We start from the raw sequence: 13,689 nt of genomic DNA, 5'->3' as shown, positions 1-13,689 counted from the left end.
GGAAGGCCTGAACAAGTTGCTGGAGGCAGCGGCAAAAGGGCGTCCTTATGCCCTGGCCTTTGTCGACATGCGCATGCCCGAAGGCTGGGATGGCGCCAAGACCATCGAAGAACTCTGGAAGCGCGACCCGCAGTTGCAAGTGGTGGTCTGCACCGCCTATTCGGATTATTCCTGGGATGAACTGCTCGACCGTCTGAACGGCCACGACCGTTTGCTGATCCTGAAAAAGCCGTTCGACAACATCGAAGTCCAGCAGATGGCCAACACCCTGACCACCAAATGGGAAATGACCTCCCGCGCGCAACTGAAAATGAACAAGCTCGAAGACCTGGTGGAACAACGCACCCAGGCGTTCAAACAGGCCAGCGAGCTGCTGCAAATGGAAATCGACGAACGCAAGATGCTGGAAACCCAACTGGTGCAATCGGAAAAGCTCGCCTCGCTGGGACAGTTGGCGGCTGGGGTGGCCCACGAAATCAACAACCCGATCGGTTTCATTTCTTCCAACCTGGGTGCATTGGACGGCTACTTCGGCAAACTCCAGGAAATGCTCAGCGCCTACGGCAGCGCCGAGGGGGCCATCGCCTCGCCGGAGCTGGTGGTGCAATTGCGCAAGCTGCGCGAACAGGTGGAGCTGGACTTTCTCGTCGAGGACATTCCCCTGCTGATCAAGGAGTCCAAGGATGGCATTGGCCGGGTCGGGCAGATCGTCAAGGACCTGAAGGATTTCTCTCGCGTCGATTCCAGCCAGGAATGGCAGATGGCCAATTTGCAGCACGGCATGGATTCGACGTTGAACATCGTCGCCAATGAAATCAAATACAAGGCCGACGTGGTCAAGGAGTACACGCCGTTGCCGGAAGTGGAATGCCTGCCGTCGCAGATCAACCAGGTGATCATGAACCTGATCGTCAACGCCGCCCAGGCCATCGGCCCCGAGCGCGGCACCATCACCCTGCGCAACGGCGTTGGTGAAGAAACCGTATGGATCGAAGTCGCCGACAACGGCTCGGGCATCCCCCCCGATACCCTGCAGAAAATCTTCGACCCGTTCTTCACCACCAAACCCATCGGCCAGGGCACAGGGCTCGGGCTGTCGTTGTCCTACGGCATCGTGAAAAAACACCACGGCGAAATCACGGTACGCAGCGAAGTCGGCGTCGGCACCACCTTCCGCGTGGAATTACCGTTGCGGCAGATGAAGCAGGCGGGCTGAGCAACTGTATCGCCTAACAGCAGCGAGCAGGCTCTTGTGGCGAGGGAGCTTGCTCCCGCTCGGCGGCGCAGCCGTCGCAAAACGCCTGACGCGGTCTACCTGAATGATCGCAGTGATCCAATTGGGGCCGCTTCGCAGCCCAGCGGGAGCAAGCTCCCTCGCCACGGCCTGTATTCCAAGCTAATGTCTCGCCAAATCGCCCCCCAAGGAAACCGCATGAGCCTGTCGCTGCTGAGCCGTTACGCCTTCTTCGCCGGCTGTGTCATCTTCACCCTCGTCAGCCTGCCGTTCCTGCAACACGACTGGCTCTGGCCGATGGCATTGGTGACGGGGCTGTTAAGCCTGCTGGGGCTGTTCGACCTGCTGCAAAGCCGCCATGCGGTGCGGCGCAACTATCCGATCCTGGGCAACATCCGCTACCTGGTCGAAGGCATCCGACCGGAAATCCGCCAGTACCTGCTCGAATCCGACAGCGAGGCCCTGCCCTTCTCCCGGGCCCAACGTTCGCTGGTGTACTCCCGGGCCAAGAACGAAAGCGCCGACAAACCCTTCGGCACCCTGATCGACGTCTACCAGACCGGCTTCGAATTCATCGGCCATTCCATGCGTCCGGCACCGTTGAGCGATCCCAGCGGTTTTCGCGTGACGGTCGGTGGCCCGCAGTGCACCCAGCCGTACTCAGCATCAGTGTTCAACATCTCGGCGATGAGTTTCGGCTCCCTGAGCGCCAATGCGATCCGGGCGTTGAACCAAGGCGCCAAGTTGGGCAACTTCGCCCACGACACCGGTGAAGGCAGCATCAGCCCCTACCACCGCGAACACGGCGGCGACCTGACCTGGGAACTGGGCAGCGGTTATTTCGGCTGCCGCACCAGCGACGGGCGCTTCGACCCGGAGCGCTTCGCCGCCCAGGCGCAGAACCCGCAAGTGCGGATGATTGAAATCAAGATGAGCCAGGGCGCCAAACCCGGCCATGGCGGGATCCTGCCCAAGCACAAGGTCACCCGGGAAATCGCCGAGACCCGGGGCATCCTCATGGGCGAGGATTGTGTTTCGCCGTCACGCCACAGCGCGTTTTCCACGCCGATCGAACTGATGCAGTTCGTCCAGCAACTGCGCGAACTGTCCGGTGGCAAACCGGTGGGCTTCAAATTCTGCCTGGGCCATCCCTGGGAATTCATGGGCATCGCCAAGGCCATGCTGGAAACCGGAATCCTCCCCGATTTCATCGTGGTCGACGGCAAGGAAGGCGGCACGGGCGCGGCGCCAGTGGAATTCACCGACCACATCGGCGTGCCGCTGCGCGAGGGCCTGCTGTTCGTGCACAACACCCTGGTGGGCCTGAACCTGCGGGACAAGATCAAGCTCGGCGCCAGCGGCAAGATCGTCAGCGCCTTCGACATCGCCAGCGTCCTGGCCATCGGCGCCGACTGGGCCAACGCCGCGCGCGGCTTCATGTTCGCCATCGGCTGCATCCAATCCCAAAGCTGCCACACCAACAAATGCCCCACCGGCGTCGCCACCCAAGACACCCTGCGCCAGCGCGCCCTGGTCGTCCCGGACAAGGCCCAGCGGGTCTACAACTTCCACCGCAACACCCTCAAGGCCCTGGCCGAAATGCTCGCCGCTGCCGGGCTTGAGCATCCTTCGCAGTTGCAGCCCAAGCATTTGGTTCGGCGGATGTCAGCGACTGAGATCAAGCTGTTTTCGCAGTTGCATGTGTTTTTGAAGCCGGGGGAATTGCTGACGGGTGAGGTGAATGGGGCGTTTTATTCGCGGATGTGGCAGATGGCTCGGGCGGATAGTTTTGAGCCGGAGAAAATAGTGGCGGCGTAACTATCGCCACCATCCCCTAATGTACCCTTCGGAACCTGTTAAATCTTTCATGACAATAAAATCACCTGACTCAGTGACATAAAATGAATAGAACTTCCTGTCTACCACCCGCCTATAAGTCTTGCCCTCAGCCGTCGCCGCATCAAAAGCGGCGCGCCCCTCTGAAACCACATTATTAATACCGTACTGAGGTAAAGTATTTGGGCGGAGCACCATACTGGAGCTGCTCAAAAGGTAGCGCAACGCCGGCATATAATTTATGGCACCCTGCGCTTTGGGCAACCACTTCCCATTAATAGGGGGCTCAATATAATAAAGCACAGGGGAATTGAGAAATTCTTTTGTTGCAATAATGTCATAAGCTATAAACATTGCCATGGCCGTCTCAAGCTCTTTTTTTGCGATAAGAACTTGCCCATAGCCGTAACTAAACGAATACATCGCCAAAACTGGTATCACCAAAAGCATTCGCAACCCAGCACGCCCCAAAACTTCACGACTCATCAGCAGCAAAAAAAACAATACTACAGAAAACCCCAGATAGTTCCGCGCTTCCAAATTAGGATCCAGCACGAATAACATCGGACCGGGGACACAAACTATCAGCACAGGCGGTACGCATAGACAGGCCCCTAAAACTAAAATTTTTTCGCCCCTACCACCGGCCAGTGCTAAAACATTCTTAATGACTAGGACATATCCCACGCCGGCTACGATCACCATTAAAATAGAAAAAAATCCATTTCCGGCGTTGATCAACTCGAACACTTTTTCCATAGAGAACTTAAACTTTCTAACGACCTCTCCAAGCCAGTGCGAATCGAACTCTGCCAGCGAACCGCGCCTATCGCTCGTCAGTTTGAAAGCGGTAAAATAATAAAAACCCCCCCCAAAAAAAAGCTGTAAACCACGCAACCCAATTTCTCTCAACACTTCCTGCGCCGGCTTTCCATTTCTAACATTCCACAAACACTCCATACAGCACAACCCAATAAAAACTGTAATCACCAATTGATAAATACTTAGCAGCACCGCTATTAAAATAGCCGACACGCACCCGCGCAGGTAACTATTGCGAACATGACAGGTTATAGAAAAAACAGCAGCCACAACTGCTAACATCATACCCGGCCCATCATATTGAAAACTAATGTTACCTAAAAAAAAAGGATTACAGAGCAGTGGGAGCACCACGAGACACGCTGTCCACTCGGGGCGAGGAAAATACCATAACGTCAGCCTAGTCATCGCACATGCAAATGCAAAAGTAGCAATTAACAATGGAAGCGGGAAAATATTAATGGTTGCATTGTTAAACGCCATAAGCTTCGTAACCACTTCAGCCAGCACTCTGCCGTGAATTCTCCACCAGTCATCGATCGCCAATATTTCCCGCCAACTATCGTCTACATAGGCGTAATCGGCATGAACAATAGGGTATACGTACACAAAAGAAGCTACCGTAAAAAACAATAGCACCTCTTTTTTGCTAAGTACCTTCGTTATTCGCATAGGTTACTCGTGCAATCGCCAACAGTGCAGATAGATCTTTCATCTTGGTGCCTTGCCATTCCCTGTTGGCAAGCTTCCAAGCTAGACTGCGGTCCGATGCGGGTCTACTGTCAGAACTTACAGGTCAGCTACAGTCTTCGACGGACGGTCAATCACAGCTCAATGAAAAAGCCCCAGTCACTGACCGGGGCTTTCTTTTATATCGCGGTTAATTTACGACACTGACCGCACCGAGCCGTGGGTTTCGCCCGTCGGCTGCAACTTGAATACATAAAACAACACCGTCAACAACACCAGGAACGCCGGACCGACATACAACGCCACCCGTGTATCAGGGAAGTACGCCATCAGCCCCACCACCAGCACCAAAAATGCCAACGCCAGGTACGAGCTGACCGGGTACAGCCACATCCGGTACTTCAAGGCCGCACGCTCCGAAGCACTCAAGCTTTTGCGGAATTTGAGCTGGGCCAGCAGGATCATCACCCAGGTCCAGATCGCGCCGAAGGTGGCGATGGAGGTCACCCAGACGAAGACCTTTTCCGGCACCAGGTAATTGAGCAGCACGCCCAGCAGCAACGCGGCGATGGACAACAGCAAGGCACGGCGCGGCACGCCGTTGGCCGAAGTGGTGGCAAAACCGGCCGGGGCCTGGCCATTCTGCGCCAGGCTGTAGAGCATCCGCCCGGTGCTGAAGATGCCGCCGTTACAGGACGACAGCGCGGCGGTGATCACCACGAAGTTGATGATGCCGGCGGCGGTCTTGATGCCCAGGCGCTCGAAGGTCATCACGAACGGGCTGCCCTGGGTGCCGATCTCGTTCCACGGGTAGATCGACAGGATCACGAACAACGCGCCGACGTAGAACAGCAGGATCCGCCAGAACACCGAGCCGATGGCGTTGGGGATGGTTTTCTGTGGGTTCTTCGCTTCGCCGGCGGTCAGGCCAATCATCTCCACGCCCAAGTAGGCGAACATCACCATTTGCAGGGACATCAACACACCCTGCACGCCGTTGGGCATGAAACCGCCGTGGGTCCAGAGGTTGGAAATGCCCAAGGCCACGCCATCGTTGCCGAACCCGAAGGCGATGATGCCGACGCCGCCGATGACCATGGCGATGATGGTGACGATCTTGATCAGGGCGAACCAGAATTCGAACTCACCGAAGGCCTTGACCGCGATCAGGTTGATCGAGCCCATGCTGACCAAGGCGGCCAGGGCCCAGATCCAGCGGGGCACATCGGGAAACCAGATGCCCATGTACACCGCCACCGCGGTGATCTCCGCCACGCAGGTCACCAGCCACAGGAACCAGTAGTTCCAACCGGTCAGGAAACCGGCCAGCGGGCCGAGGTAGTCCTGGGCATAACGGCTGAACGAGCCGGCCACCGGGTTGTGCACGGCCATCTCGCCGAGGGCGCGCATGATCACCAGGATCGCCAGGCCGCCAATGATGTAGGACAGCATGATCGCCGGGCCGGCCATTTCAATGGCCTTGGCCGAGCCGAGAAACAGCCCGACGCCGATGCAGGCGCCAAGCGCCATCAGGCGGATGTGCCGCTCACCGAGCTCACGTTTGAGCGGACCACCCTGAGCGGTCTCGCCATGGGGCAGATGATTGCCGACAGCCATAGGGATACAACCTCGTCTTGTTATTGGATTGACCACCGAGTCTCCAAAGCCGCAGGTCGATGAACCTGCCACTTTGCCGAAACCGGTCTGTTTCGTGGACAGACCGTCCTGTGAACAGCGCCCTCAGGATCAGCGGGCCGTGCAGTATAAAAAGCCAGGGATAGAGAGATTCACTGTAAAACCGGGGAAATTCAGGGAGAAACCTCAGTAGAGACCCTGTTTTCGGAGATGCATTATCTGGACGACAGACCTTTCCGAAAGCGCCGCCGAGTATTGCACAGGGAGGGTGCAGCGTCATGCCTGGGCATGGCTGGATGGCTCTAGCACAGGTCTTACAGACACCACCGCCCCACCGTGGCGAGGGAGCTTGCTCCCGCTGGGTGGCGCAGCCGCCCCCGCTTTTTCATCTCAAAGCAGACGCCTCAGCCGTGCCACCGTTGCGTCTGCTGCGCAGCCGAGCGGGAGCAAGCTCCCTCGCCACGGGGTACTACATCGTTTTCAGAAAAGTCGTTCGGTCATCAGCGCGTCGGATTATCGTGGGCGAAACTACGATAAGTGGACACCCCAACCACAGGAAGCCAAGGAATGCGTCCTCAACGTCCAAACTCTCATCGCCTGCGTCATGGACGCTTTTCGGAACGTGGACGAGGTTATCTCGTCACTGCGGTCGTTCATCAACGCATGCCTATCTTCAAGGACTTGCGACTGGGTCGCTTATTGATTGCAGAAATGCGTCTGGCTCATGAGCAAGGCCAGGTCAATTCGCTCGCCTGGGTTGTGATGCCGGACCATCTGCATTGGTTGGTGCAACTGGAACGAGCCCAACTCTCTCGGGTCATGCAGACGATCAAATCCCGCAGCACCCTTACAATCAATCGAGCCATGAACAGAACCGGCGCCTTTTGGCAAAGCGGCTTCCACGACTGCGCGATTCGCGACAACCAATCCCTTCGCCCCGCTGCCGACTACATCACCGCCAATCCTATTCGCGCTGGGCTGGTGGAGCATATTGGCGACTACCCGCATTGGGATACTGCATGGATCTGATCGTTTGTTGAGCCAAGGCTGACGCCCCCACTCTTGAAGCCACCGAGCACCTGTGGCGAGGGAGCTTGCTCCCGCTGGGTGGCGCAGCCGCCCCCGTTTTTCCCAACCACTGAAGATGTTCCAGCCCGGCGACAGTGGCGTCTGCTGCGCAGCCGAGCGGGAGCAAGCTCCCTCGCCACAAGAGCCGTCAGCCAGTTGATCAGTCAGTCAGCTCGGCAATGACGTCAGCCCACAATTTCCCCTCCCCCCACGCCAACCACCGTCTAAGCTTCAAGCAAGTCCGATCAATCTGCGTGAATGGATCAGTCGACTATGGGCGCTTTGTGGCAAACCGATTCGAATGAACCTGTGGTCCCGACTGAACGTATGGAAGAAGCGCCTTTACCTCAAAAAAAACGCCGCGCCCGTCATGGCTGGCGGGCGTTCTGGTTGTTGTTGCTGATTATCGTCGTGGTGGTCGGCCTGGCGGTGGCCAAGGAAATGCGCACCTCGCGCTTCCAGGCCCAAGAAATCAGCAAGTACGCCGCGTCGCTGAGCTATTCGGTGCAACCAGGGCCCAGCGATGCCATCATCTACCCGGGTGCAGGCCCGTTCGATCGGCGGTTGGGCTACAGCTCGCTGGGGGAGTTTTTACCGCGGTTGCTCAAGCGCGACTACGTTATCCAGGCCCAGGCCCGTTTCTCACCGGCCTTGATGGATTACGTCGAAAAAGGCCTGTTCGTGCCCTACGCCGAAAAAATCCAGGCCGGGCTGACCATCACTGACTGCCGCGCCGCGCCGGTGTATCAGTTCAAGTATCCGCAGCAGTTGTACGCCAATTTCGATGCGATCCCACCGGTAGTGGTGCAAAGCCTGTTGTTCATCGAGAACCGTTTCCTGCTCGACCCCAAGCAGCCCTTGGCCAACCCGGCGGTGGACTGGCCGCGTTTCGCCATGGCGGCCTGGTCGCAAGTCGCCAAGCTGTTGAGCCTGCCGGGGCAATCCGCCGGCGGCAGCACGTTGGCGACGCAGCTGGAAAAATACCGTCACTCCCCCGAGGGCCTAACCGTGTCGGGCGGGGAGAAAATCCGCCAGATGATTTCCGCCAGCGTACGGGCCTATCAGGCCGGCCCGCAAACCCTCGAGGCGCGGCAGCGGATCATCCGCGACTACCTCAACAGCGTACCGCTCTCGGCCGTGCCGGGGCACGGTGAAGTCCACGGCATGGCGGAGGGCTTGCGGGTTTGGTACGGCGCCGATTTCAAGCGGGCCAATGAACGCCTGTCCAGTGCCGCCAACGACCCCAAGAGTCTGGCGGAAAAAGGCCTGGCCCTGCGGGAAATGCTGTCGTTGATGATCGCCCAGCGCCGCCCGTCCCATTACCTATCCAAGGGGCACGAAGAGCTGGCGCGCCTGACCGACAGCCATATCCGGCTGTTGGCGCAGAACGGCGTGATCGATGCGGCACTGTCGGAGGCGGCCCTGGCGAGCCAGGTCAGCTATCGCGACTGGGTCCAGGACCCGACCGTGCAACCCAACGAAACCAACAAAGGCATCAGCGCCGCCCGCAGTCGCCTTGCCACGCTGCTCAATCGCCCGCTGTACGACCTCGATCGCCTGGACCTCTCCGCCACCAGCACCTTGCAAAGCGACTTGCAGGCCCAGGCCACCGAGTACCTCAAGCGCTTGGCCGACCCGGCGTTCGCTGCCGAGATCGGCCTGATGGGCGAACGCTTGCTGACCCCCACCAGCACCACCCAGGTGCGCTACAGCTTCACCCTGCTGGAACTGACCCCCGACGGCTCGCGGGTACGGGTGCAAACCGACAGTACCGACCAACCCTTCGACATCAATGAAGGCAGCAAACTGGAACTGGGCTCCACCGCCAAGTTGCGAGTCCTCACCACGTACCTGCAGATCATCGCCGAGCTGCACGAGCGGTATGCCGAGCAGACCCCGGCGGCGTTGAAGAAGGCCGATATCGCCGAACAGGATCGCCTCTCGCGCTGGGCCGTCGACTATTTGATCCAGAACACCGACCGCAGCCTGCCGAAGATGTTGGAGGCGGCCCTGGACCGCACCTATTCCGCCAGCCCCGGCGAGGCGTTTTTCACCGGTGGCGGCCTGCACACCTTCCACAACTTCCGCAACGAGGACAACGGCCGCAACCCGACCCTGCGCGACGCCCTGCGCGAGTCGATCAACCTGCCGTTCATTCGCCTGATGCGCGACCTGGTGCGCTACGCCACCTATGCCGGCCCCAATAACAGTTCCGAGCTGCTCAAGGACGATAAGGACCCGCGCCGCCAGGAATACCTGGCCCAGTTCGCCGACCGCGAAGGCACTTCGTTCCTGCTCAGGTTCTGGAAGAAGTATCAGAAAAAGGACACCAGCCAACGCCTGGAAACCTTCCTCGACGGCATGCGTCCCACGGCGATCCGCCTGGCGGCGGTGCACCGCTACTTCTTTCCTGGCGACAGCCAGGAAAGCTTCAACCTGTTCGTGCGCTCGCACCTCAAGTCGGTCAAGAACCCCGAGAAGCTCACCGACGAACGCCTGGAACGGCTCTACCAGAGCTACGGCCCCGGTGCCTATGACCTGCCGGACCAGGGTTTCATCGCCAAGGTCCATCCACTGGATTTATGGTTGATGGGCTACCTGCTGAATAACCCCGACGCCAAGTTCAGCCAGATCGTCAAGGCCAGCGAGTTCGAGCGCCAGGAAGTCTACAGCTGGCTGTTCAAGAGCCGGCACAAGAGCGCCCGCGACAGCCGCATCCGCACCATGCTGGAGATCGAAGCCTTCCTGGATATTCACCAGCGCTGGCAGAAAGTCGGCTACCCGTTCGATCACCTGGTGCCGTCGCTGGCCACCGCCATCGGCAGCTCCGGCGACCGCCCTGCCGCCCTTGCCGAGCTGGTGGGCACCATTCTCAACGACGGCATCCGCCAACCGGCGTTGCGCGTCGACAGCCTGGATTTCGCCGTCGATACGCCTTACGAGACGCGGCTGGTGAGCAACCCGGATAACGGCAAGCGCGTGATGCCGGTGGAAGTGGCCCGGGCCCTGCGCGGCGCGCTGTCCCAGGTGGTGGATGCCGGCACCGCGAAACGCGTGGCCGGCAGTTTCAAACTGGCCGACGGCACACCGCTGGCCATGGGCGGCAAGACCGGCACCGGCGACAACCGCATCGAAGCCATCGGCTCGGGTGGGCGGGTGATCAGCTCCAAATCGATCAACCGCACCGCCACTTTTGTGTTCTACATCGGCGACAGCCATTTCGGCACACTCACCGCCTTTGTCCCGGGGGCCTCGGCACAGAACTTCAAATTCACCTCGGCCCTGCCGGTGCAAGTGCTCAAGGGCATGGCGCCGTTTCTATCGCCCTACTTGCAGCCGGGCAGTCATACCCAGTGCAAGCCGCTGGTGGCACGGCAATGAGTTACAGCAGTGTGGGGGCAGACACATGTGGCGAGGGCGCTTGCTCCCGCTGGGCTGCGTAGCAGCCCCCAACTGCAACCCCGGTATGCCTGGATAATCGAGTTGCCTGCATTGGGGCCGCTTCGCAGCCCAGCGGGAGCAAGCTCCCTCGCCACAGGGGTAGTGATCCGCCTGATGCGTCTGGGCTGCGATACGAAATAGCCTAGACCTCCGAATCCCAGATCACCGTCACATCGCCACTGTAATGCTTGGCCTCACCGGCCAGCATTTCCTCCACCTGGCTACGGCCCACTTCGAAATGCAGGGTGCCGGGCTTGCGGTCGACGTAGTGCTCCGGCTGGAACAACTCCGTCCCACTGCCATCCCGATACAGCCGTCGGCGGTTGACCGGTTGGCCGGCGGCGTCCATCAGGCCGTCAGGCAGGCTCACGCTGACGTTCACCGGGACCATCTGGCCGGAACTGGGCGCCCAGAGCAGGCAGGTGTTGTTGGCCGTATCGGCGAACTGGCATTCCATACGCATCTTGAAACGTGATGAAGCCGAGATGTGGAAGGTCTGGTCACGGAACAACCGCGTCGGTTTTTGCCCCTGGTTCAGCCAGGCCTGCCAACCGCCCTGGGGCTCGAGCACGACCTTATTGCCACCAGGAGGCACTTCGACTTTGAGGGTGTGTTGGACGTCGAGATTGAAGTTGAGCGTGATTAACGAATCGTTCGGGAGCATGACATCGCCCAGGTCGAAGTCTTGGCCTGGCCCGACGGTATAGTTCAACGTTCCCGTGTAGTGTCCGGCCGACATATTCAATGGGTTGGGGGTGCGCAATTCGTAGGCAAAATCCAGATAGTTGTATCTAAAGTCCGGCACTTGGTATTTGGCTTGTTTAGTACAGGCACGTTCTTGCGGCGTTTTCCAGAAAAAGGCGTACTCGTTCCAGCTGTAAGTGCCAACCCCGCTGTAAAGGCAGGGTGAAGGCGCATACACCCAACTGCCCCCCCATAATCGGAAATGTGCCGTGACAAGATCCACGCCGCCCCCCACCAACTCGATGGGATTAACGCTGAGTCGATACTTCGAACCGATACCGGACACGCGGACTTCAACCATCTCACTTTCGCCAGTGTCCAAATTGACCACGGTGACCGGACGCCAATTCGCGGGCACCTTGAACATGGCGCCTTGTCGGCTATCGGTGTGATTGGCCTGGATTGGACCGGACGAATTGAAGACGATGGGCATGCGGATACTGAACATACCCGCGATTTCGCATTCCCTTGGGTGTGAGGCGCAATACCCACTCACCGGCGTGGTATTGGTGAACTTGTTCTCTGTAGGCTTCGCAGGATCAGGCCGAAAACGCGCGCTGATCTCCTGGGTCAGGGCACTCGCCGTCGGCATGCCTGCAAACAACAAGGCAAGAACCGTGGCTGCGCGGCACAACGAAGCGCCGCGTCCGAAGGTGTTTGAACGACTCATAGTGACTCCAAATAAACTGCGGGCGGTGCGGTGGTATCGAAAACTGGCCGTTGGTGGTGATCCAGCAAATCACCACATTCCCCAGAGGGAACGAGCGGGCTCGCGATAGCGGAGGGTCAGTTGATAAAGCGTTGACTGGCCCACCGTAATCGCGAGCGAGCTCGCTTCCACAGGGTATGGGTGGTAAACCGCTAGACCTCCGAATCCCAGATCACCGTGACGTTGCCGCTGTAGTGCTTAGCGTCTCCCGCCAGCATTTCCTCCACCTGGCTACGGCCCACTTCGAAATGCAGGGTGCCGGGCTTGCGGTCGACGTAGTGCCCAGGCTGGAACAACTCCGTCCCGCTGCCGTCCCGATACAGCCGTCGGCGGTTGACCGGTTGGCCGGCGGCGTCCGTCAGGCCGTCGGGCAGGCTCACGCTGACGTTCACCGGCACCATGTGCCCGGTACTGGGCGCCCAGAGCAGGCAGGTGTTGTTGGCCGCATCGGCGAACTGGCATTCCATGCGCATCTTGAAACGTGATGAAGCCGAGATGTGGAAGGTCTGGTCACGGAACAACCGCATCGGTTTTTGCCCCTGGTTCAGCCAGGCTTGCCAGCCGCCTTGGGGTTCAAGCACGACCTTGTTGCCGCCAGGAGGCACTTCGACTTTGAGGGTGTGTTGGACTTCGAGATTGAAGTTGAGCGTGATTAACGAATCGTTCGGGAGCATGACATCACCAAGGTCGAAGTCTTGGCCTGGCCCGACGGTATAGGTCAATGAACCCGTGTAGTGACCAACCGACATCCTTAAGGGGTTGGGCGTTCGTAACTCATAGGCAAAATCCAGATAGTGGTACCTCATTTCCGGGACTAAATATCTGGCCCGTTTATTACAGGTGCTTCCCTGCGGAGTGGTCCAGAAAAAAGCATACGTGAGAGTCGTGTAAGCACCTACACCACCGGTACGGCAGGGCGAAGGGGCAGTGACCCAACTGCTGCCCCAAAGCATGTTATGAGCCGCTTGGAGACCGACGCCGCCGCCCACAAGATCAATGGGGCTAGTAGTGAGTCGATATTGAGAACCTATACCGGACACCCGCACTTCAACCACTTCACTTTCGCCAGTGTTTGAATTGACAACGTTTGCCGTACGCCAATTAGAAGGCACTTTAAACGTAGCGCCCTGCCGATAGTCGCTGTGATTAGCTTGAATAGCCCGGGACGAATTAAAGCTGATGGGCATGCGGATACTGAACATGCGTACGGCGGCACATTGCACCGGAAAGCTGGTGCAGTAACCGCTCACGGGCGTGGTATTGGTAAACGTATTTTCTGTGGGTTTTGCAGGATCAGGCCGAAAGCGCGCGCTGATTTCCTGGGTCAGGGCATTGGCCGTCGGCATGCCCGCAAGCAACAAGGCAAAAACCGTGGCTGCCCTGCATAACGAAAGTCCACGTCCGAGGGTGTTTGAATGACTCATAATTACTCCAAATAACTGCGACGGCGCGGTGGTATCGAAGGCCGGCCGTGGGTGGTGATCCAGCAAATCACCACATTCCCCTGTGG

At 58.7% G+C, this 13,689-nt stretch carries 8 protein-coding genes and 1 pseudogene; 5 read left to right on the top strand and 4 right to left on the bottom strand.

The window, feature by feature from the left end:
- Positions 1 to 403: 403 nt before the first annotated feature.
- The 3 genes and pseudogenes from TK06_RS33645 to TK06_RS27235 all read left to right on the top strand — a co-directional run.
- Positions 404 to 490 (top strand): annotated as a pseudogene (locus tag TK06_RS33645) (hypothetical protein); the annotation flags it as partial.
- Between the two features lie 57 nt (positions 491 to 547).
- The gene (locus TK06_RS33640; RefSeq protein ID WP_428993589.1) at positions 548 to 1,216 is read left to right on the top strand and encodes an ATP-binding protein; all 669 of its coding nucleotides are present in this window, start codon (positions 548 to 550) and stop codon (positions 1,214 to 1,216) included.
- 216 nt (positions 1,217 to 1,432) lie between these two features.
- On the top strand, positions 1,433 to 3,052 hold the full coding sequence (locus tag TK06_RS27235; protein WP_063324558.1) for an FMN-binding glutamate synthase family protein: 1,620 nt from the start codon (positions 1,433 to 1,435) through the stop codon (positions 3,050 to 3,052).
- On the opposite strand, the gene TK06_RS27230 is transcribed toward TK06_RS27235, so the two are convergent.
- Both TK06_RS27230 and TK06_RS27225 read right to left on the bottom strand, forming a co-directional pair.
- Complete coding sequence (locus tag TK06_RS27230; protein ID WP_063324557.1) at positions 3,053 to 4,564, bottom strand: glucosyltransferase domain-containing protein; 1,512 nt, start codon at positions 4,562 to 4,564, stop codon at positions 3,053 to 3,055. It lies immediately after the preceding gene.
- 213 nt (positions 4,565 to 4,777) lie between these two features.
- Positions 4,778 to 6,199, bottom strand: a complete 1,422-nt coding sequence (locus TK06_RS27225) for an amino acid permease (protein WP_063324556.1) — start codon at positions 6,197 to 6,199, stop codon at positions 4,778 to 4,780.
- Positions 6,200 to 6,784: 585 nt separating this feature from the next.
- Between TK06_RS27225 and TK06_RS27220 the strand changes: the two genes are divergently transcribed.
- Positions 6,785 to 7,246 (top strand): REP-associated tyrosine transposase, encoded by a 462-nt coding sequence (locus TK06_RS27220; RefSeq protein WP_063324555.1) that lies wholly within the window; start codon positions 6,785 to 6,787, stop codon positions 7,244 to 7,246.
- A 312-nt stretch (positions 7,247 to 7,558) separates the two neighbouring features.
- Positions 7,559 to 10,666 carry a transglycosylase domain-containing protein gene (locus TK06_RS27215; protein ID WP_063324554.1) on the top strand — a complete coding sequence of 1,036 codons (3,108 nt, stop codon included), beginning with the start codon at positions 7,559 to 7,561 and terminating at the stop codon, positions 10,664 to 10,666.
- Between the two features lie 202 nt (positions 10,667 to 10,868).
- On the opposite strand, the gene TK06_RS27210 is transcribed toward TK06_RS27215, so the two are convergent.
- Positions 10,869 to 12,140, bottom strand: a complete 1,272-nt coding sequence (locus TK06_RS27210; RefSeq protein WP_409077386.1) for a hypothetical protein — start codon at positions 12,138 to 12,140, stop codon at positions 10,869 to 10,871.
- A gap of 191 nt (positions 12,141 to 12,331) precedes the next feature.
- Positions 12,332 to 13,603: a hypothetical protein gene (locus TK06_RS27205; protein WP_371856962.1), complete on the bottom strand. Its 1,272-nt coding sequence runs from the start codon at positions 13,601 to 13,603 to the stop codon at positions 12,332 to 12,334.
- Positions 13,604 to 13,689 lie beyond the last annotated feature (86 nt).

This window comes from Pseudomonas fluorescens (assembly GCF_001623525.1).
Lineage (GTDB): Bacteria > Pseudomonadota > Gammaproteobacteria > Pseudomonadales > Pseudomonadaceae > Aquipseudomonas > Aquipseudomonas fluorescens_Q.
The sequence above is the reverse complement of the archived record's forward strand: the minus strand, read 5'-3'. Positions and strand labels throughout refer to the sequence as shown.